This is a genomic window from Photorhabdus machadonis, assembly GCF_052657765.1.
Genome location: NZ_CP199761.1, coordinates 3108700 through 3130908 on the forward strand (window position 1 = coordinate 3108700; position 22209 = coordinate 3130908).

The 22209-nt window shown below is 40.5% G+C and carries 19 protein-coding genes and 2 pseudogenes; 6 read left to right on the forward strand and 15 right to left on the reverse strand.

Annotation, left to right across the window (positions count from 1 at the left end; translation table 11 throughout):
* Positions 1 to 225: 225 nt before the first annotated feature.
* The 5 genes and pseudogenes from ACUN2T_RS14675 to ACUN2T_RS14695 form a co-directional block, all read right to left on the reverse strand.
* Positions 226 to 396: a DUF1240 domain-containing protein gene (locus tag ACUN2T_RS14675; RefSeq protein ID WP_445493732.1), complete on the reverse strand. Its 171-nt coding sequence runs from the start codon at positions 394 to 396 to the stop codon at positions 226 to 228.
* Positions 397 to 498: 102 nt separating this feature from the next.
* A pseudogene (locus tag ACUN2T_RS14680) lies at positions 499 to 1185 on the reverse strand (IS630 family transposase); the annotation flags it as partial.
* Between the two features lie 382 nt (positions 1186 to 1567).
* The gene (locus tag ACUN2T_RS14685; RefSeq protein WP_445493733.1) at positions 1568 to 2164 is read right to left on the reverse strand and encodes a tail fiber assembly protein; all 597 of its coding nucleotides are present in this window, start codon (positions 2162 to 2164) and stop codon (positions 1568 to 1570) included.
* Positions 2164 to 2640, reverse strand: a pseudogene (locus ACUN2T_RS14690) (phage tail protein); the annotation flags it as partial. The gene ACUN2T_RS14685 and the pseudogene ACUN2T_RS14690, both read right to left, overlap by 1 nt.
* 634 nt (positions 2641 to 3274) lie before the next feature.
* A complete protein-coding gene (locus ACUN2T_RS14695) occupies positions 3275 to 3532 on the reverse strand; it encodes a hypothetical protein (RefSeq protein WP_445493734.1) in 258 nt (85 codons plus the stop codon).
* A 366-nt stretch (positions 3533 to 3898) separates the two neighbouring features.
* Between ACUN2T_RS14695 and ACUN2T_RS14700 the strand changes: the two genes are divergently transcribed.
* Together ACUN2T_RS14700 and ACUN2T_RS14705 are read left to right on the forward strand one after the other, a co-directional pair.
* Positions 3899 to 4567, forward strand: coding sequence for a LuxR C-terminal-related transcriptional regulator (locus tag ACUN2T_RS14700; RefSeq protein ID WP_445493735.1), 669 nt, complete (start codon positions 3899 to 3901; stop codon positions 4565 to 4567).
* Between the two features lie 130 nt (positions 4568 to 4697).
* A complete protein-coding gene (locus ACUN2T_RS14705; RefSeq protein WP_445493736.1) occupies positions 4698 to 5393 on the forward strand; it encodes a helix-turn-helix transcriptional regulator in 696 nt (231 codons plus the stop codon).
* Positions 5394 to 5723: 330 nt separating this feature from the next.
* Here ACUN2T_RS14705 and ACUN2T_RS14710 read toward each other — a convergent pair whose 3' ends face one another.
* Positions 5724 to 7304, reverse strand: a complete 1581-nt coding sequence (locus ACUN2T_RS14710; RefSeq protein ID WP_445493737.1) for a phage tail protein — start codon at positions 7302 to 7304, stop codon at positions 5724 to 5726.
* A gap of 1218 nt (positions 7305 to 8522) precedes the next feature.
* Between ACUN2T_RS14710 and ACUN2T_RS14715 the strand changes: the two genes are divergently transcribed.
* The 4 genes from ACUN2T_RS14715 (at position 8523) to ACUN2T_RS14730 (ending at position 11496) form a co-directional block, all read left to right on the forward strand.
* Entirely contained in the window at positions 8523 to 9221 is a 699-nt protein-coding gene (locus ACUN2T_RS14715; RefSeq protein WP_445493738.1) for a PAS domain-containing protein, read from the forward strand.
* 49 nt (positions 9222 to 9270) lie between these two features.
* Complete coding sequence (locus ACUN2T_RS14720) at positions 9271 to 9951, forward strand: helix-turn-helix transcriptional regulator (protein ID WP_445493739.1); 681 nt, start codon at positions 9271 to 9273, stop codon at positions 9949 to 9951.
* Between the two features lie 30 nt (positions 9952 to 9981).
* Positions 9982 to 10653 carry a LuxR C-terminal-related transcriptional regulator gene (locus tag ACUN2T_RS14725; RefSeq protein ID WP_445493740.1) on the forward strand — a complete coding sequence of 224 codons (672 nt, stop codon included), beginning with the start codon at positions 9982 to 9984 and terminating at the stop codon, positions 10651 to 10653.
* A gap of 147 nt (positions 10654 to 10800) precedes the next feature.
* A complete protein-coding gene (locus tag ACUN2T_RS14730; RefSeq protein WP_445493741.1) occupies positions 10801 to 11496 on the forward strand; it encodes a helix-turn-helix transcriptional regulator in 696 nt (231 codons plus the stop codon).
* 226 nt (positions 11497 to 11722) lie between these two features.
* On the opposite strand, the gene ACUN2T_RS14735 is transcribed toward ACUN2T_RS14730, so the two are convergent.
* The 9 genes from ACUN2T_RS14735 to fruB form a co-directional block, all read right to left on the reverse strand.
* Positions 11723 to 12832 carry an aminotransferase class V-fold PLP-dependent enzyme gene (locus tag ACUN2T_RS14735; protein WP_445493742.1) on the reverse strand — a complete coding sequence of 370 codons (1110 nt, stop codon included), beginning with the start codon at positions 12830 to 12832 and terminating at the stop codon, positions 11723 to 11725.
* Positions 12833 to 12896: 64 nt separating this feature from the next.
* On the reverse strand, positions 12897 to 14252 hold the full coding sequence (locus ACUN2T_RS14740) for a YhfT family protein (protein WP_445493743.1): 1356 nt from the start codon (positions 14250 to 14252) through the stop codon (positions 12897 to 12899).
* Positions 14253 to 14262: 10 nt separating this feature from the next.
* Complete coding sequence (locus ACUN2T_RS14745) at positions 14263 to 14622, reverse strand: DUF2620 domain-containing protein (protein WP_445493744.1); 360 nt, start codon at positions 14620 to 14622, stop codon at positions 14263 to 14265.
* Positions 14623 to 14633: 11 nt separating this feature from the next.
* Positions 14634 to 15524, reverse strand: a complete 891-nt coding sequence (locus ACUN2T_RS14750) for a phosphotriesterase-related protein (protein WP_445493745.1) — start codon at positions 15522 to 15524, stop codon at positions 14634 to 14636.
* Between the two features lie 29 nt (positions 15525 to 15553).
* Positions 15554 to 16735: a YhfX family PLP-dependent enzyme gene (locus ACUN2T_RS14755; RefSeq protein ID WP_445493746.1), complete on the reverse strand. Its 1182-nt coding sequence runs from the start codon at positions 16733 to 16735 to the stop codon at positions 15554 to 15556.
* Positions 16736 to 16855: 120 nt separating this feature from the next.
* Positions 16856 to 17215 carry a PRD domain-containing protein gene (locus ACUN2T_RS14760; RefSeq protein WP_445493747.1) on the reverse strand — a complete coding sequence of 120 codons (360 nt, stop codon included), beginning with the start codon at positions 17213 to 17215 and terminating at the stop codon, positions 16856 to 16858.
* Positions 17216 to 17239: 24 nt separating this feature from the next.
* The gene (gene yhfZ, locus ACUN2T_RS14765; protein WP_445493748.1) at positions 17240 to 18145 is read right to left on the reverse strand and encodes a GntR family transcriptional regulator YhfZ; all 906 of its coding nucleotides are present in this window, start codon (positions 18143 to 18145) and stop codon (positions 17240 to 17242) included.
* 147 nt (positions 18146 to 18292) lie between these two features.
* Positions 18293 to 19960, reverse strand: a complete 1668-nt coding sequence (gene fruA, locus ACUN2T_RS14770) for a PTS fructose transporter subunit IIBC (RefSeq protein WP_445493749.1) — start codon at positions 19958 to 19960, stop codon at positions 18293 to 18295.
* Positions 19960 to 21087: a fused PTS fructose transporter subunit IIA/HPr protein gene (gene fruB / locus ACUN2T_RS14775; protein ID WP_445493750.1), complete on the reverse strand. Its 1128-nt coding sequence runs from the start codon at positions 21085 to 21087 to the stop codon at positions 19960 to 19962. Before fruB ends, fruA begins: the two co-directional genes overlap by 1 nt.
* Positions 21088 to 22209: the final 1122 nt, after the last annotated feature.

Below are 22209 nucleotides of genomic sequence, written 5' to 3' on the forward strand. Positions count from 1 at the left end.
CCAATCAATCAACAAGAGAATTTACAATTGCTGATATTGAATATGTCATGCCCGGTGTCAGTTTAGATCGGTTTTTTGCTGGCACAATTTAAGTAATTTTTTCATGGTGTTTTTGCGGTTCGTGATTTTTTACAGAAAGCACTATTTAACACCATAAGAAATAATAGAAAAGCTCCTAAAAATCGGAGGCTAAACAGGCGAAAAAATGAATATTTACAAAATTTTTCATTCACATAATTTAATGTTTTTGACATAAGTTGTGGGCGACATCCATGAGATTTTATCACACACCGAATAACCATCATTTTTTAATTGATTACCTACCAAAAAAGATATTGGAAGACTGAAAATAAAAGAAATAATCATAATAGAACCTAAACATTTGACATACAACATATGATTATTAGGCAGTTTATTGAAAAATAAATACAGATATCAAATAATACAAAACAAGTGGAAATGAAAAAAAGAAAATAACAATCAAACTAGAAAATACGATAACGATTGCCACACGCGTTCAATCTTGTTTAGCCAGGGAGAATAAACAGGTAAAAACAACAGATTAAATTTAGCGTTTTGCTTTAACCATGCCCTGACTTTCCGGCTTTTATGAATGCCATAGTTATCTAAAATTACCGTGATACTTTCTGCATGGCAATATTGGACATTCATTTCCTCTAACCGGGTGATAAATAAATCAGAATGCTTTCTTACACCACTGGCATACGTGACTTTACCTGTTTGTACATTGAGACAACCCGCAAGATAGTGTTTTTGATTTTTCCCCGGTGTCACTACCCGCTTTTGCTGCCCCTTAAAGCACCAGTCTGCGCCGAGCTTGGGGTTAAGGTCAATATCCACTTCGTCTTCGTAAAAAACGGGGTTTTGCTCTGACATGTTGGACAATGCTCCAACGTGAACGCAGGTAGCCAAAATCCTGCGGGGCGTGTTGTAATAAGAACGACAATAAAGTCAGCAGTGGAGATAAATGCCAGACAAATGCCAGACAGCGGGTCTTCCTGCCGGCAGGCTTTTTAACCCTTCGAGGCCAGATAATGTAAACCAATTTATCCAGCGATTGACTGAGGAACGTGAACAGTGAAGAGTCCTGGAGACGAGAGAAACCATACTCCCTTCATGTAACATCAAGAGCGCGGTGAGGCGACGCGCATAGTCCTTATCCCGGCCTGCTCTGCTAATCCATCTTTTCCTGCAACTCCTGCTACTTAACATTCTTTATTATCCGGCACTCTGTTTATCTATTGCTGAATAAAGGGTGCATGTAGTGCGACAAGGGTAAAAATGGCACATCGGTGGGCGAGCCCATTGGTCTAATGAGGAAAATAAGCCACAATATTTTTCATCATAAAAGAAACAAACCCCGTTCTTTTAAACGAGGTTTGTCAATGGTCCGAAGCCACCGCCAGGCAGCTTTTTTATCGATTTAGATCACATTCAGAATATGATTTCAAAAGATGTTTTTTCAAAATTGAATAAGCATTTTTCCACTGCGACTATCTATTAACAAAACTATCAATAGCAATTAGAACCACAATGGTCCTGTTTATCACTCCGGTACCTCCGGCCATTCAATATCGGGAGCCTGTGAAGTATCTACCCTGCTCAGTAATACCCGATATTTCTTCCATGCCAATAAAGCGGCTTTTTCGGACTCTGTCGAAATTTCCAAGTCAACAGAGTCTTGGAGTAACGACAATATTTCATTCGCTTGTCGTAACAGTGTTGCTTTCTGCTGCTTGACTTCTTCAATTTGATGGGATTTCAGTAGGTCTTTATCAACTACCCACTCTTGACCCTCCCACTTATCGTAATCGGTGGCGGGTTTCTTGAAAGTCAGGGTTTCAGGTAGTTCACCGATTTCAATAACTTCCTGCGGTAAACGTGTCTGCTTGTTATAAGCTGTTTTTCCACGGTTATCGGATACAATCAGCCAATGGGTTAAATCAGATGAACGGCAAGCGACATATCCCTCCTTAATATCAGGTGGTGCATCTGTGCAAGCATTAGCAGGAAGACCGACACCAATAGGAAGATACTCATCAGTACTGTTTAAATACTCCAGCGTAATCGCATCGTAATTAAACACAATGATACTTCCGGTACTGATAGCAATATTATTTTTATCCAGTACAGCCTTATTCATCAGGCAATCCTCACAATGTAATTAAATGCTACGTTTCGCGGACGTGTTTCTGTTCCTGTTGAAGCAGCAACCGCATTATCCATATAACCGAAACCACCAGATCCCATTCCGATGGCAATGCCTAGTCCGCGAGAATCAATTCCGTAGTTAACGCCTTGGTAGACACTATTGAGAATACGGCTTGGTGTACCCAAACCCTCGGCTCCAGCATTTGAGTTAGACCACATCCGGCCAATCCTGTGAATATGTGGAGCAATATCTGCCAGTTGATTGGAAAGTAGATATCGATTAACGTCCACCCCACGCCCATCATCCAAGCCACGAATAAATTCACCCCGTAAATCGGGTAATACGCCACTAGGATAAGCTTCCGCTAATTTTGGATATAAATATTTGTCAAAGATAGATCCATTACATTTCGTCCACCCATTTGGTGGTATGTTAGTCGGCCAAGGAAGAGGTATTCCTACCGGGATTTCTTCAAGTACAGATATGTTCATTATGCTGCCCTTACAATATAGTTAAATGCTATGTTTCGTGGTCTTGACACTCCTATAAAATTAGAATCCGCTAACCATTCTGTTCCAGTTGAATAATTTACAACTTTTATCAAAAGATAGGGCAACGGCCACGGAATAGGAGAACCCACAGGTATATTAATTTCTTCACGTAATGAATTTGTTATTTTCTAAATAAGCTTTTGTGTAGCCGCCAATGTGTCGCTATTGCCCAAATTTAATTGATCAATGAGTTTGGCTTTTTTCATATCTTTCTTGACTCACGACATTATCATTAATAGATAAAGCCTTAAAATTATTTTCCTTGCTCATGCCCCCTCTTAAATTAAATAATTTCCCCATGAAATAAGCATATTAAGTTATTGTAAAAACACTCCCTATGCAATTTACATCAATCAAAGTCTAGTTCATAAAAATAATAATGCAGCATTCCTATTTATTATAAGATTAACTGTTTTATATAATTAATAACAATAAGTAGTTCAATATTTTGGAATCGAAAATATATTCAAAGTTTACATTTAACATCTGAAAACTATTCTTCTCTTCCATCTTTTCCCAATACGACGTAAAGAGTGTTTTTATCCAGTCATTATTCTTCTCTGACTATGTAGTTAAATGCGATATTGCGGGGGCGAGTGATGCCAACAAAATTTGCACCCGCAATAAAATTTCCCGTTGTTGATACTACTCGTCCATTTACTTGAACATTATCGGCGGGAACATCCCAGTTCAGTGCTGCTCTATTATTTAGCGAGAAGTTTACAACATTATTAGGCGGATCATTAATTTCTTGTACTAAATAAGTACCCTTCTTGCCATAACAATATTGAACGAGATGGATCCACATTTCGACCCCTATCCCAACCATCGTAGCTACATAGTTTTATTTCTTTCAGACCAAAGTCGGCCATACCCGCACCTCCAAACAGTATTAAAAAAGTTCTACTGATACCGGATTTTCGCCCCAAATAACTCTTATCAACCATTGTCCGCTAACGTTTATTTATTAAATAAACAGCTTAACTCCGCAACTAATTTAATAAAAATTTAACCTACAATGGCATATATAATTAAACAATTCTCGTAATAAAATAGCCATAATCATTATTTTCTCAAAAAATTTGTCTTTGCTGGTAATAAAGTATTAAACTGACTACACAACTCAAACAGACCAAGATTGACATCCGCAAGCTGTGGAAAAAGGAATTATAATATGAGTCATCACACCACCATATCCCCTCAAATTATCAATACACTGGCAGCAAGTCATGATCCCTGGGGAGTCAAAGATAAAAATTCATGCTTTATTTACGGCAATCTGGCTTTAAAATCTCTTCAGAACTTTTCAAATTCATTTGAATTTGAGGGGTTTTATGAGAGTGAACTTCCTTGGGATAGCGCTAAATTTGCAGCAGAATTTATTAAGCATGATAAGAAAGTGTTGGAAAAACAACAAAGAATATGTTCAGTTGAAACACATATATTTGGAAAAGAACAAGTTCTGTCGTCTTATTTTTTCGAAAAATTTCCTTTTTATCATGAAGATGGAAACTGTATGGGAATCATATATCATGGTTGGAAAGCCCAAAATTATTCATTAACTTATCTGTATCAATATCATGATAAACTACCTGCCTCCATTATGCTTCAACCACCGACTGATCTTTTTACTCAACGTGAATGGGATATCATTTTCCTCTTTCTACAGAAAAATACCAGAAGACAGATCGGGCGGATATTGAATATTGCCTATCGTACTGTTGAATCTTATATAATCAGGATATATCACAAAATAGGCATTAACTCCAGTCAACAACTGGAGGAATATTGTCGGACCAATAATTTCAATCACTATATACCGGAAAGATTTTTATTGTCCTAAATTAGATATTTATTCTCGGTTTCATATGCTGCCCTTATCCATGATTAATGGACAAAGTAGCTAGCTTAGCTGGAATATATTTTATATAAAAGTATTAACGTTATGTTCAATGATTTTTTAAAGGTTATGCATGAAAAAATTTGGATGTAAAAAAGTTCCTTTTATTACCACTCAGTTAACAAATACATGGGATAGAAGCACAGAATCATGGTTCGTAAAAGATAAAGAACTCCGCTTTATTTATGCAAATACGGCCTCGATTAAAGCCAATAAGTTACCTAGAAACTTTAATATTATTGGATATACTGATAAAGAATTACCTACACCGTTCAATCATTTTGCTAACCTTTTTGAAGAGCATGACCGCAAAGTTTTAGCATGTATGCAGCGAATATCATCTATTGGCACCTATCCTCAAGGAAATGGTCAACAACTTAAATCCTATTTTTGTAATAAATATCCACTAATGGATGAAGATAATCAATGTATTGGAATCATTTCTCATGCCAAAGAAATAGATCATTTTACAATATCTCATTACGTAATGAATAATACGTCTATATCCATTAGATTTAGACCACCTAACAATATATTAACAAAGAAAGAATGGATGATAATATTTTTATTCTGTCGCGGCATCAGTAATAAATGTATTGCTGATGAGGTAAAAATCTCATTCCATACCGTGGAAAAATATTTTGAACGCATCTATAATAAACTCTCTATCGGATCATCAATTGAATTAAGGCTGTTTTGCAAAGAAAATGGCTATGACACATATATTCCATCAAGATATTTTCAACCTACAGGTCACTTTTTATTATAAACAATCTATTTTATTATTACGTATTTCTTTCTTTGCTTTATTTAATTAATCCAATTAACTAAGAAGATAAATGTAAATTTTTCAAAATAATTCCATATCAACAAATATTATTCATAATGTATAAACCATACTGTTTTTTAGTATTTTACTGGGCGCATATTAAACTCATCGTAATAGTTAACATCTAAATATCCAAATGTATATTTTTTGCCGATTTTAGTATCAAACTCCCTGTGATAAACAAGCTACTATAATTAGCATTTTAACATCAATTACCATTATACATAATGAATTGTAGTAATACAGGGCTACATAGCCCTGATTATATTATTATGGTTTTTCAGTTAGTTGCACACAAACATTTATTACTCTTCCGTCTGGAATATCGCACAGGTCACCATCATTGTAATAAACCGTTTCCCCTGTTGCAGTTACGCTTTTGACTCGCTTATTTTGAGCAAATTTCGGGGCATCTGTATTTTGACGATGGTAACATTCAATTGTTATATCACCGCTGGATGTGTCCATCGATTCATAAACCCAAATAAGATTTAACCCGTTGTTGTCTGCTGGAACGATAATACCGCTGTGAATTCCCCACACACTATCTTTAGCAAAACCGTTGCAACCGCTGATACGATATTTCCCTGTATCTACGCGTTTAATAGTGACGCCTTCAGCTTCGCTAGTTAGCTCATAAGTTCCGTCTGGATGAATATCTACAACTGCTGGGCTGGATACTCTAAGATTACCATTAGCATCGGGGCGTGCATTTTTATCTGTCCAAAGTCGGCTAACTTTTGTATCTCCGCCACCATCATTTCCGTGGATAAAGCTAATACCGGCATAATCATAATGTGAGACAAATCCCGCCCATATGTCATGCATTCTTGTTACATAGCCACCTGACCAGGGATATCCAACACCACCATGATTTCCACTAAACCTAAATGCATGACCGCCCTGCGACAATGATCTTATCCATGCTGTAAAATCACTTATATTTGCTTGAGTAACATACTTTGCCTGGATAAATTCAGATCCTTCAGATTTTGCATATGCCCCGATATCCGCCGCAGTCGGTTTATTTTTTGTTGTATAAATATCAGTCCAACCCTCCTCAAAGCCGTAACCATCACGGGCCGAACGATAAGCAATCCCTCTATTTTTGTACTGCACTCTCAACTGAAAAGCGGGACAACTCCCAACGCCATTATTGAAATGAGCAACATGCGAAGAATCTACTCCAGGATTCAACAAATCATATAATCCTGTATCTGCATTCCAAGGGACTTGATTATTAACAGAGTATTTTCCTGTTAATCCGAGCCTAAATGCTCCCACATCCCCGGCATTCAGAATGACATCCCCAGTCAACACCTTCCCGTTAATTTTTCTACTATTCGGTACAGCATTAGCCGCCTGATTTGCCGTCTCCAACAAACCGAGATTTTTCACAAACGCATTTTTATCAGGAATGTCGGCACCATTTTGGCTTTTTCCTAATCTGCTGTTAGCATTATTATTGACATCAGAAACAAATTTCTGAGTTGCTGCCAGTGAATGACTATCACCTGTTTTATCTGTGAGTTGAACTATGCCTTTTTGAGTTAATGAAGCATTTGGAACTGTCGTTGTAATTTTTTGTTCTAAAGCTCTGCTTAATTGTGTGATGAGTTTAACTATGTCCCCATCATCCAGAACATCATCGCCACAGTGTGTAGCGATAAAATTAGCCATTACAGATGATATCGTTGACGACTGACGTAATACCTTATTAAGTAAATGAGTGGTAATATTTTCTGGTGGAAAACCCGTCTTTAAAGATGGATTTTCTTCATATCTATCTTGACTCACTACATTAGCGTTATTACTAATAGAAAAAGCTTTAAAATCATTCTTGGGACTCATATACCTTCCTCAAATTAAATAATACTATTTTATAATAAACATATTGAATTATTGTGAAAATAATTCCCCGAAACTAACACCACTCACAGTCTAGTCCGAGGCAATAATAATGGAATATTCTTATAGATTAGAAGGTTAACTATTTTTATATAATTAGAACGAACAAATAACCAAACAATTTTCAACCGAAAATATATCCAAATCATTTATATTTACCATATTAACCTTCCTCCCTTTATTTTTCCCTGATTTTTTTCAAAAATATGCCATTGATTTATTAAAAAAATACCATCACATTCCATAAATATATATCTTAGATTCAAATATCGCATCTCGTATACTCTACTTAAATAGTATTATTTAATTGTTCGAATATTACTTCAATTAAATACTATTTAATTCGCATTATTCTGGTTCTGGAACAACACCTTTTCTTCCCGCATCGATAACAATTCAATATCGCTTCCACCGTTTATACCATGGCAATTTTTTATCCCGCGACTTATCCAGCACCAGATTGTTACAAATCTCTAAGTTGAACTTAAAATGCAACTTTATATCTCGTAGCTATACCATTTTAAGTAAGTTTTTTATCTCATTATTCTTCAAAAAATAAATTAAGTAGAACTTACCTAACCTTAATTTTATTTAAGAATAGTTATTCCAACAGCAAAGGAATTTAAACCTAATTTTCAGATTGAAAAGCTCATATAGTTGATCATGCTGACATTTCCTAAATATATTTCATCGAATTATGATATATCACATACCCTATTTAAGAAGCATTCTTTAATTGATCGCATATTGTTTCAATTAAGTACTATTTTATTCGTATTATTCTGCTCAATAGATAACATCTTCTCTTTCAGCCTATTATAAGTCCTCGTTATAAGAATAGCTCCCTCCACTTTCGATCCATGACAGAAAATTCTTGACACATGTCACCTAATTACTCATGACGAAAAAATAAAATTCATTAATTTGTTTGGTTAGTAATCATTCTAAAATGTTTTCATATAAAACAGTAATACTTGTTATATTTACTGATAATTAAAGTTACTATAGAAAATAATAAAATGTTTGATTAATAAATATATGTATTTTGACGCGCAAGTTATTATATTCTATTATGAGACCAAGGTATTTTAAGTATAATTAAGGTATAATTTGCAGGCAGACCTCGCAGATAACGGCTGAAATAATCATTCAGGAGTCAATATGCAACATATAAAAAACAAATCCAATAATATCACCCCACAATTAATTCATACGTGGGAAAGAAGCAGCGAACCTTGGGGAGCTAAAGATCTCCAATCAAGGTTTATCTATGCCAATTCCGCTTTTTATCAACTACTCAATCTACCAGAAGATTTCGATATTACCGGGCTTTCTACAGGTGAATTACCTTCTCCTGTTGCAGAATATGCAGAAGAGTTTTACCGTCAGGATCAGAAAGTTATTCAAACCATGCAACGAGTCACTTCATTGGAAACTCATCCATTTGAAGAACATAGGATTAAGCAAATCTATTTTTGCAATAAATATCCACTTTGTGATGAAGATGGCAATTGTATTGGTATTACTTTTCATATGTGCAAGACTGAAAACTTTTCTGTTGCCTATTATTATGAAAAAACATCTCCGTCGGCACTGCAATTCATACCACCGAATGACACGCTGACCCAGACTGAATGGGAAGTTCTCTTTCTGATCCTTCGCTCATTAGATGAAGAGAGTATCAGTGAGGAATTACTAATAAGTACAGAAGATGTGATTAATCATATTCAGTCAATTTGCCGAAAATTTGATTTGCCATTGCATGCAGAATTAAAAGATTTCTGCAAGGAAAACAAATTTGATCTTTATATTCCAGAAAGATTTGTCACTATTGGTAGCATAGAATTAGATCGACTATAAATTTAAATATTAATACCTTAATCCTAAATTTTAAAAGAGGAATGATAATATGAACAGTAAATTAACCATTTCATCCCAAATAATTAATACATTAGAGCAAAGTAATGATCCTTGGGGAATTAAAAATGAGAGTTCATGCTTTATTTATGCTAATCTAGCATTCAAAAATCTTCAAAATCTTTCAAATTCTTTTAGCTATGAAGGGCTTTTTGATGATGAAATTCCTTGGGATGGTGCAGAGTTTGCAAAAGAATTTATTACCCATGATAAGACTGTAATGACAAAAGAAGACAGAATATGTTCACTTGAAACACATGTATATGGAAAAGAGAAAATTCTTTCGTCTTATTTTTTTGAAAAATTACCTCTCTATCATGTAGACGGGACTTGTATGGGAATTATATTTCACGGTTGGCAAGCTCAGGACTATTCATTAACCCGTCTATATCATGGGAAACTCCCTTCATCTATTCTGTTCCAACCACCAACTGATTTATTTACTCAGCGGGAATGGGATGTTATTTTCCTTCTTTTACAAAAGTATACCAGTAAACAAATGGGCAAAATGTTGGATATCTCCTATCGCACTGTTGAAACTCATATCGCACGGATATATAAAAGAATTGGCGTTAATTCCAGTTATCAATTGGAAGAATATTGCCGGTTGAATGATTATGATCTCTATGTACCAGAAAGATTTGTGCATCCAGAAAGTAAAATGTTCCTTTAACCTCCAGATTAAAAAGGCTTTTTTATTAACATGAAGAAGAACTATGCAATATCACCGCAGATTATCAACACAATGGAAATGAGTAATGAACCGTGGGGAATAAAAGATAGTTCTTCAAATTTCATTTATGGTAATTCAGCGACAAAAAAATTTATTCACAATTTTAAAGAGTCATTTGATTATGAAGGGCTTTATGATCATGAACTGCCTTGGGATGGTGCTGAATTCGCAAAAGAGTTTATTATTCACGATAAAAATGTGATGACAAAAGGGCAAAGAGTATGTTCAATTGAAACTCATGTATTTGGGCAAGAACACACTCAGTCATCCTATTTTTGTGAAAAATTACCGCTTTATCATGACAATGGTCATTGTGTGGGCATTATGTATCATATGTGGAAAGCTAAAGAGTACTCATTGACCCACTTATGTGAATATTATGATAAACTACCATCATCCATTATACTCCAACCACCGACTGATCTTTTCACTCAACGCGAATGGGATATCATCTTTCTCTTTTTACAGAAGCATTCCAAAAGACAGATTGGAAAAATACTGAATATCGCCTATCGTACGATTGAAACGCATGTGACCAGAATATATCGCAAAATAGGCATTAACTCCAGTCGACAACTGGAAGAATACTGTCTAGCCAATAATTTCAATCACTATATCCCAGAAAAATTTCTATTGTCTTAGATTACGTATTACTTCCCGGTTTATATATACTACCTTTGTTCGTTATTTATTGATAAAATAGACAGCTCTGTGGGATTTTTTCCTTGTTTTTGATAAGTATTTATGTTCAATAATTTTAAAAAACAATAATTGCCTTAAAGGATATATATGAGTCAATCAGAATTTAAAAAAGTCCCCTTTATTACCCCTCAGTTAACACATATGTGGGACAAAGGTTCTGACCCTTGGTTTGTAAAAGATAAGGAATCTCGTTTTATTTATGCAAATAACGTATTTATTAAAGCCAATAAGTTACCTGAAAACTTTAATGTTATAGGGTACACTGATGAAGAATTACCTACACCAGTTAGTGGTTTCGCTCACCATTTTAAAGAACATGAGCGCAAAGTCTTAGCGTGTATGCAGCGAATATCATCTATTGGTACTTATCCTCAAGGTAGTGGTCAGCTACCTAAATCCTATTTTTGCGAAAAATATCCATTGATGAGTGAGGGTAATCAATGTATCGGAATCATTTCTCATGCCAAAGAAATAGATCATTTTACCATATCTCATTATATTAAGAATAACATACCAATATCTCTCTGCCCCAAGCCACCCAATAATTTATTGAAAGATAAAGAGTGGACAGTTATTTTTTTATTTTGCTGTGGCATTAGTAATAAAGATATAGCCACTGAAATGAATATCTCATGCCGTACTGTAGAAAAACATTTTGAAAATATTTATGAGAAATTTTCCGTTACATCGGTTTTAGAGTTAAGGTTACTTTGCAAAGAAAATGGTTATGACCTCTATATTCCACCAAGATATTCTGAGTCTATAGGTCATTTCTTATTATAAATAGTCGATTTTACTATTAGCTGTTTCTCCCTAACCTGTTGATCATTTTAGTAATAATAAGGAATACAATTAATGGCATCACAGATTTTTCTACTCCCTCAAGCAATAAGGCTTTTATGCTGAATTTTTTATACTCAAAACATATTGAAAACGTTTTGGATAATTGACGATATATACCGCCCATTGCGGCGGATGTTACCGTGTCCAGAATAATATTCTGTTTACTTTAGCCTCTTACTTGCAGCAAGGCGACGGCCTGCGCACAACTTTGACTCAGAATCCTCATTACCGTTTCCGCCCCACTTCGATTGGGATTTATCCTTATCATTCGTTTCTCTAATGTGGGATCAGACTGACGGAATGTACCGGACACCCGGTAAAACAAGGGTGGTATTTCAAATTTTGATTCAGCCCCTACCGGATAAGGCAATGCACCGAGTTGATGGGCAAAACAAAGCACCTGTTCTGCAATCTCTTCATAAAATTCCACCAGCAATACTTTCGATTGTGCATTTGCGATAACCGCCTGTTTTACCTGCGGTATAACGCCCTGATTAAGCCAGATAACCAGCGTTTCATTAACCTGAGCCTGTACCGCATGCATCACTGGTGCAAATACCAGCCCACGCAATACTTCTAACGCCTGAAATCCCTGTATCTGACTTCCGCCGGAGTACATGCTACGCCGGATACTGTCTGTTAGCGCTTGTTGGCCAGCCACAACACCGACACCTTGCGGACCGAACAGTTTAAAGCTGGAAAAAGTCGATAATGCCGCACCACATTCACAACCAATATGTTCCACTTTCATAGCCGCATAATTATCGTCAACCAGAACCGGTAGTGACGCCAAGTTCAGCAGTGATATGACAGCCGCCAGTTCATAAGAATCATCAATTTTCTGCCGCGTGTGCTGTACCAGTCCGGCCACTGGCCGATGTTGTAAAATCGCGGTCCGTATTTGCTCTGGTTGATTGAAATCAGCCCGAATAAGATGTAATCCCATCTGTTCAGTCATCATCGCTGTCGTGGGATATAACGGCGCATCATGAATCAGCAGGCTATCGCCCGCGTTAAGTAATGCCGCTAACCCACAACGTATTGCGCCAGTCCCCGCCCCTTGCACCAACACGGCAGCCTCGGCTGAAAAGAAATCAGCAATGACCCGTTCAACTCGTTGTGTCATTTGCGGCTGGTTCAATCCCGGCACCAACCCTAAATCTCCCGTGGTAAGAAAATCTGCGCCGGGAAAATGACGGCAGATAATATCAACCAAACGAAACTGTTTTTGCTGTGCCTGCGCCATATTCAGGCTATGCAATGGATAAGTGTTCAATATCTACTCCCCTGCTCTCCCCCTTTATTTTTGCATCGCAAAATAAAGGGGGAGGTTGATTCGATTAACTGATACCTATCAAATGGATAATGTTGGCTAAAACACCAACAATAATCGTTGCAATAGGTCCAATAGCCATTTCAACCAAAGGACGCTTAGATGTACGGTTGAGCAGGTAAATGCCCGCTACCACCATAAATCCCATGCCCGGCAGGATAGCGTTAGCCGCAATCATTCCCCCTACTAATAGCGCAACCTCCAGCATACGGGTAATCACAGTACGAATATGGTCGCCACAAGCTTTTACGCCGGGATATTTATCCAGCCAGATAGCAATTCTTGCCAATAGCTTGATTTCCATAAACATAATCACGCTGCCGGCAATGAAAGCAATCCACAGGTTATTCGTGACTAATCCAGCGACAAACACAAACTTCATACCAACGGGGCTATAAACCCCGGTGGCAATTGCCGTCATTCCCACTAGCGGAACAAAACTGATCGCTCTGGCAAGCGCAACCAACATGGCGTTAGCGCCTTCTCCCTGTGCCATCAGTTGCAGTGATACAGGACCTTCCGCCAATAAACTGAGTGACATTGAGGCCGCTACCGCCGTTAAACCCCCACTGAGCACCAGTAACCAGAGGTTGTTTTGAATACGTTGGATCCGCGTGGAAAACAGACCAACCAGCATCTCATTGGTGCCTTTAGCCGGAGCCGGCCCATCTCCTGCTTTGGGCGCACGCTCTTTCATGGCAAAGTAGAACATCACAATCATCGAAATCAGCAGCGCTATCCCGTTAGGATCCAGTTGTACCGGTTTATCCAAGGAACCGCCAAAACTCAGTGAACCGATTGCTTTGGTCGCAACATACCCCACCAATGTCGCAATCAGTACCCATATCCCTTTACCATATCCGTACTGATAGGCCACCACAATGGCAGGAAACAACGCGAAGCAGGCAACAATGGGATCGCCAACTTTGCTCAGGTTATTCATGAAATTAACCGGCAAATGGGCAAAGATATCGACAACAGATCGTAAACCTGTCATCAAGGCGACGGCATACAGCGCCCCCAAGACACCAGAAAGTATGAAACCTTTTTTATTGTTTGCGCACCAAGTACCAATGACGTCGGTTCCCAGCAACAGGCTATGCACCAGAATAATAGGTGCCGTCAGCGAGAACGGGATACCAAAACCGATAACCAGGCCAAAACTTAAAGCAAAACTGGTCGCAGCCAGGGTTTTACGATTCATCCGCCCTTCAAGATGTTCCGGGATTAACGGGCGCAACCCGTCATGAAACACCGCAATACCACGGTTAGCCATCATGGTAGATATTCCACCAATCACGGCTAACAAACCCGCTTTAAACGGATCAATTTCCATTAAACGTGTGAAAAACTCATATTCCATCTTCCTGTCCTCATGAAGAAAAAATAGCCCTGATAACCACCGGAATAACCACTTCTATATCCTGACCGGTAAAACCAAACGCAGTTTTTCCGGCGTTAACATGGGCAATAATTTCTTCATCAGGCAGGATTTTCCCCGGCATACTGATGGTGACGCATTGATCAATACCCACGATGGCAATCGCCATTGCCAAAGCGCCCCCACCGGTATTACAGGCACCCAGGTAATAATCCGCATTGCCGTTTTTGAGGGCCATAGCGGCATCAATGTCACCCATTAACGTAATGGATGAGATTTTATCCCCAGCCAGACAGCGTAAGGTTTCAGCAATTTTTTCTTTCTCAATTTGTCCTCCAATAACAAATCTCATATGTTTTTCCTTTATTTGAAAAATACAGCAGGGTTATCACGTAACATCAAATCAATTTCTATCTGCGTTAATCCGGCATTGCTTAACATCGGCACAAAGATGCTGATTAAATATTCAAATCCATTGCCACCATTGGCTTTCAAATGGGAACGGCGGGTAATATCCATCGATAACATGACGCGGTTAAGCAGGCCACGTTGGGCCAGCGTCTGTAACATGGCAATCCGTTTTTCATCCGGGTAGTAATCGTTTTTGCCAATCGTGTCGAACTGTATGTAAGCACCCTGTTCAATCATACGCAGTATGCTGTCCAGATTGTCTCTGAGATCACAATGACCAATAGCCACCCGTTCAGCATCTACGCCCTGCTTTTTCAGTAACGCCAATTGCTCAAGCCCCATCGTGCTTAATGAAGTATGGGTAGAGACAGGGCGCCCGGTTTCTAAATGCGCGATAGCTGCGGCGTGAAATATTTTCTCTTCATCAGGCGTAATCACCCCTTTGCTGGAACCAATTTCCCCAATGACCCCGGCTTTCAACGTGGTACCATCAATACCCTGCTCAATCTCAGCGATCATTTCATCCGCCAGTTGCCGGGCTGTGGTGTGTGCCACATGCTGAGGAAAAAAAGCAGACTGGTAATAACCGGTTGAGGCTATTACGTTAATACCGGAATCCCGCATCAAATCCAGCATAAACTGTGGGTTACGCCCCATGTAGCGATTGGTCATTTCTACAATGTTGCGTACCCCCAAGCTGACCAATGTTTTCATCTCATCACAAATCAGGTCGTATTGATCCAGCCGGCAGTCAAAGTTGTTTTTAAATGACGATAAATCAATATGCAGATGCTCATGCGCATAGGTATAGCCGGATCCATCAAACCTATCTTGCTTAATCATGATGAGGCTGCTGTCCAAACGTAATGAATCTATTCACAGGTCACTTCCCCATTAGCAACGATGCGATTTCCCTGGCTGTCATAAAGCCCTTCCAATACAGGATGCCCTGACTGGATGCCGCTGACCAAAGCCACATCACTGCGGGTGGCAAATATCTGAGTGCGAAAGCACAACACGACAGCACAGCCGACCGGAAATTCACCGCTAAGGGAAAAATGGTAATCAATACTGCTGTTATCCATCGGTAACAGGTGGGTGGAGATGATCTGGCCGTTTGGCACGAATATCAACGCGTTATGAGCTCGCCCACGACGATAATAACCACCTCCATAGCAATAGCTGTTGCCATTAAACCGATGGGATACTTCTGTCAGATACAGCATAGCAATACGTTCGGGCTGTTCTCCCTGAAAATTGGCAAGGATTGTTCCGGTTAGTGCGTGTCCGGGTTCTGTATGGGTAACACCATATTTTGCCAGTAACGGCAACGTACTACAGCTTGACGCTGACGGTGCATTTATTTGTGTTACCTCAACCCCTGCCCGCTGTAAAATCTCTTTTGCTTTTAATAAGGTAAATAAGTTTGACGCAGGCAGTGTCTGTTGTAGAGCCTCCTGCCACAACAAACAGGGAAAATGAGTTAATCCCATCAATTTTACGCCGGGCATTGCCATAATGCGTTGAACAACGGTGTTCAATTCCGACAAATGAAAACCCGCTTCCTGTCCAGGATATAAATGATCATGATCATCATAGATTTTCAGCATAATGCATTGCACATTTCCCTCATACTGTGCCAGACAGGAAATCTCCTCTGCTTTTTCCAAAGAAAATACCGTGATAACGTCCGGATGTTGCTGTATCACAGAGAGCATCATGTTTCGGGGGATCTGCACCAGATGACCGGCATGGATAACCGGGATCTTCCTGCTCATTAATATCCTGGCTTCTTTAAAATCCACCGCAGTGACACCCTGATAACCCAGTATTATCAGCTTATGTGCCAACCAAGGATTGCGCCCAACCTGTTTGGTCATCAGGTACAGCGCAATATCATGGTGCTCCGCCACCGCAAGCAACCGTTCGGCATTTTCCAAAACCTGATCGACGTCAATGACATAAGTATCAGGCAGTAAAGCTCCTTGCGCCCATAATGTATGAGCGGCCTCAATCAGTGCAGGATTTTGTTTTTTCAGTGCGTTAATAAACATGCTGTACCTCCTTGTACGCCTGACAGCGGTCAATGCCAAAGCAAGAAATAAATAAATGTTTAAATCATCATTTTTTTGAATATTTGATGGAAAAAAAATTCCTTCACCTCTGTTGCCGTGCTACTCCTGATCTTTTGCCGCCCAAAGGCTAAACAAGTTCGCCAGCAGATAACCCTCTTCACAGGGATGTAATTGCACGTCAAATGGTGCCAGCAGCGAAGCGTTAATCGCCCGCAAATGCGCAAAGGCATCAGATTGACGTACTTCCATCAGCAGCTCAGCATCCATTGAACCGATTTGTTCTCCCCGGCGCGAGCGCATCAACGCATTTGCCATATGTGTTATTACCATTTCTCCCAGCCCGTTCCTGACAGGAATTTCCCAATCATTCTCAAGCTGAGTCACAACTTGCAGCATGCCATCACAAATGTCCTGATCGATGACATTTCCCTGACAGAGCAGATTCAGTCGATTTTCCATTTCATTTATTCCGTCCATTTCAAACTAATAACTTGGATCTTGTTGGCCTGTCAGTACACGTTGTTGATGAGCCAACAACTCTGTTTTATTCACCGTAGTGCGTAAAAGTTGTTGAATCGGAATATCATCAACTCTGGTTAAAATCACCGCCTCAGAGGCTGGTATAAAGAACGGATTGCCACGGAGCGCTACCGCAATAAGCTCCCGGGAACTCAGTTCATCCTCTCTGCTAACGTTCCAGATCACTGCATCAATGTCGCCTTTCGCCACCTTGTCCAGGCTTTCGTGGTAAGAGATATCCACCAGCGTGATATCCTGCCCGGCAAAGTACACTTCTGTCATGATCTTCTGGTCGGCAGAATGATTATCCAACCCAACACGACGGATGTTATGTTCACCTCCCTTGCGATAAATCAGTTGGTGTGCACCAACATAGGTATGTGGGCCTAATTCAAGTACAGCGCACACATCACGCTGTTCCAGATAAGTTTGCGCCGCCAGATGAGAGACCACTGCCAAGTCATAAATGCCGTTACGCAGACATTCCACCCTGGCGTCTGAACCTCTCATGTGAGCGAAGTAAAACGGAATACCATCAAATTGCGCTTTCAGACCACTCGCCAACCCTTCGTACAATCGGGTATAAGGCAACGGCATCGCACAAACCACGTTACCGATATCGGCATGTGCTAACAGCGCCTTGTGATCCACACTAACCAAGTAACTACCGTTACGCCCCCGCCGATCCACACAAATTGCACCGGAATTCTCCAGTTTTTTTAATGAAAATTGTACCAATCCAACAGACAACGCATAGTCAGACGACAGCTCTTCAATGGTCCTCAAGCGCTTACCATTGCACTCACCTAGCAGATAACGCGCCAAACATGCCTGAGCGACCCCCTCTTTTTTAAGCAGATCACGACTCATAATTATTCTTCATTTTTTTGAATGTATTTATATCCGATTTAAGGAGACAAATAACAATCGGAAAATAGCAAAAATGCGAATGAGGTCACGATTAAATGAGTATTTTTTTACAATTGCCGAAAAATCCAGCTTTTCATTAAACTATTTTTACGCATTGGTGGTAGTCGGCTCCGAACGTTTCAGCACAGCATAAGCGGATCCTCCCAGCAGTGTACCGACAATAATGGACATCAAATAACCCAGTACTGGTGTGACAGCTCCTGGGATCAACAGCACAAACAAGCCACCGTGCGGTGCCATCAGTTGTGCGCTCACTGCCATTGAGATCGCCCCGGTCACCGCACCACCGACGATACAACATGGGAGCACGCGCATCGGATCACGAACAGCAAAAGGGATCGCCCCTTCGGAAATAAAGCACAATCCCAACACCAATGCGGCTTTACCGCTTTCCCGCTGAACGCTATCGAATTTCTTCCGGGCAATCAGTGTCGCCACACCCATTGCCAACGGTGGGACCATTCCCGCCGCCATAATGGCAGCCATTGGCGCGTAAGTTTGTGAACTGAGCAGACCGACACCAAACGCATAGGCAGCTTTGTTTACCGCTCCTCCCATATCAGCACACATCATCCCACCCAAAATGGCACCTAACAGGAGCGCGTTGGTTGTGCCCATATTTGAGAGCCAATGCGTTAGACCTGCCATGATGCCAGCGACCGGTTTACCAACAACGTAGATCATAATCAGACCGGTAATCAGGCTGGCGAACAGCGGAATGATCAAGATCGGTTTTAGCGCGGACATACTCTGCGGCAACTTCACTTTGGTGCTGATCAACTTCGCCGTGTAACCAGCAAGGAAACCGGCAATAATGCCGCCGATAAAGCCCGCATTCGTGCTGGCTGCCAACATGCCACCAATCAGTCCAGGCGTCAGACCGGGGCGATCAGCAATTGAGAAAGCGATATAACCTGCCAGCACAGGCACCATCAAGGCGAAAGCCGATCCGCCACCGATCTGCATCAGCGCCGCCGCCAATGTGCCCGGTTCTTTAAATGCGGTGATACCAAAGGCAAATGACAGTGCGATACACAGCCCACCCGCCACCACCATCGGCAGCATATAAGAGACGCCGGTTAACAGATGACGATAAATGCCCGTGCTCTCTTCCCCTTGCCCGGTTTTAGCATCTTGCTTTTTTGGCTCAAAAGGTTTGGCTTCGACCAGCGCTTTATCAAACTCTTGCACCGTTTTCTTCAACGCCAAGCTGGTTGAGGTACGGTACATCGGCTTTCCGGCAAATTTCGCCAGATCCACGTCAATATCCGCGACTATCAACACCAAATCCGCATCTGCCACCTCTTCCGGCGTAATAACATTACCCGCCCCCACTGAACCGCGGGTTTCCACTTTCACCCACCAGCCACGTTTTTTGGCTTCGGTTTCGATGGCTTCGGCTGCCATAAAGGTATGTGCCACTCCCGTAGGACAGGCGGTAACCGCAACAATACGTTTCGTGTCACAACTCAGGTCAGTTGCCGGTATCTGATAGGGCTTCGCGTCAGCTTTTGCCTGCTGAATAAACTTTTCCGGTGCATGCAATGCTTGTTCCGTGTTACCAAGGTAAACAAATTTGCCGTTCAGGGTATTATCGATGGGTATGGTATCGCCGGTCACAACCACTAAATCGGCTTCCGCCGGATTTTCTGTCAGTATCAGCCCATTTTCCGCCGCAACGGCACTGAGGACGGTTTTCACCAAATAACTGCCGGCCAGTCCTAACGAAGGATCAATGATAAGCAACGTTTTCATTACATCTCCCCCTCACCCAAACCGGAAGTCATCGCTTCACCAATGGCAGCTATCGCCTGTTGTGCATCATCACCGTTGGCAGTAACGTGAAGCCGATGACCTTTTTTAACGCCTAGCGCCATGATTTTCATCAGGCTGCGGCCATTTACCGGTCGATCGGTACTATCAAGGTTGATGATGGTAATTTCACTGGAGAATTGCCGGATAACGTTAACTAACACGGCCCCGGGACGAGCATGCAAACCGTGGTCGTTACGCACGACGAACTCTGCGCTAAATATTTCGCTCCGCTCCGGTGCGCCACTGGTCAGCAATGCCAGTACTGTCGGCGCATCAGCTTTCAACAAGTGTTCCGCTTTCCGTGCTAATAGTAAGTTGCTCAGGTGATGCAACACATTCAGCGGCTGATCGTCGGTAACCGCAACGGTCAACAACATCACCACTACCGGTTCGTTGTCCCGTGTGCATAACCGGCTGACGGCTACCGCGCTGGTTAAGTTACCGTCGGGGCTGTCGCTCAACCAAATACCTTGTCCGAGATCCAGCGGCTTACTGTTAATCACTTTACTGACAAAAGTAGTATCCACTGCACCCGCTTGCTGTAATCGCCCGGCATTCAGCGCCTGTAGTGTCATCAGATCACCGGCATTAATATCCAGCGAAATTAGGCTGGTATCGAATTTAAACTCGGCTTGCCGGCCTTCGCCCATTAGCAAGCTACGCAGCTCCTTCGCTGAATCAATCGCTTTTAACTGCCCGGCGATACGATCGTCGCTCAACAGGTGTGCTAACTGACGCAATAGTGACAAATGCTCATCGGAACATGCAGCGATACCAATGACCACATAACACATAGCGCCTTTATCCCATTCCACACCCTGTGGGAAGTGAAATACCTGTACGTCAGTTTTCAGCACCAAATCACGGGTATTAATCGTGCCATGCGGAATGGCGATACCGTTGCCAAGGTAGGTGGAAATTTGCTTTTCACGTTGCAACATACCGTCAACATAGGCATCACTGACATTGCCATTAGCGGCTAGCATGGCCGCCACCTGACGGATGGCATCCTCTTTACTGGTTGCAGTTGCACCAGTATGGATATTTTGCAGAACCAACTGGAACATAATTTTCCCCTCTCACTGAAGATAGAATCGTCTCAGTTATACTGAGAAAAAAACGTTAAAATCCACCGTGAAGGAAAGAGCGATAAAACTGAAACGTTTCAACCAGTGTGGGATACGATTGATTTTTATTCAATAGTTGCACTAAATAAGATTGTAATTTTTTGAGATTACGCACATTTTGCCCGCTATCGTTCTTTGAATATTTCCAGTTCAAGGAATTAGCAAACAGATGACCGCCAAGAATATCCCCTCAATTGCAAAGAACCTTCAAGAGAATACATAAAGTCACATCAGAAATAAGGAATCCATATGAACGACAGATGACCTGTTCTTCAAATCAACGGGGATGAACCCAATACCTATTACCAATTGAATTATTTTCTTGATTGTTAGCATCACCCGGCCGTCGTCTGTCAGGACATATTAAGACGCTTTTACACCTGACAGGAAGCCGGCCAACAACGGAATATAATCGATTGGGCAAGATAATAATTTCATTATCCTCGGTATTTAATGAAGAATGGGCCATTAATGAAAAAATTAAACAGATAACGTTATTAGTTATCATAATAGGTTGAGGTAAATGTATTTTTTTGATTAAAAATCAATGTATTATTCTGTCTCGATGATAATGGAGAGGAATTTAAGTGAATTAAGGCTATTTTATCTATCGTGGATTATTTTTCTGAGAAAATAGCATGTCACTATCTGTTTTCTAGTTTATTAGATTAAAGATAATTGAATCCGTACTGAGTTTGTAACATTTTCTTACAAATTTATAGTTTTGTAAATTTATGAAAAACTCTTGCTATCTGATGAAAGTTTAATAATTATTACTTTAAGTTCCATTATATGAATAGTATGAAAGGGATTTCAACCTCTGTTCCCTTTATTTAAAGGGATTAATCGATTGGGATACATTGCTGTCTTCCTGTCGTTCAATTTATTATTACTCACTGCATTGAGCTGTGCTTTCTGTCTGTGGTAATAGGATCCTTGCTACCTTATTTTGGGGGGGTGCTAAGATCAATTATTTCAATTCCTGGCGGGATATTTATGCTGAAAAATATCATACGACAAGGGCGTTCCGGTACGGGGCCACCAGCTGACCCTGAACCCGGC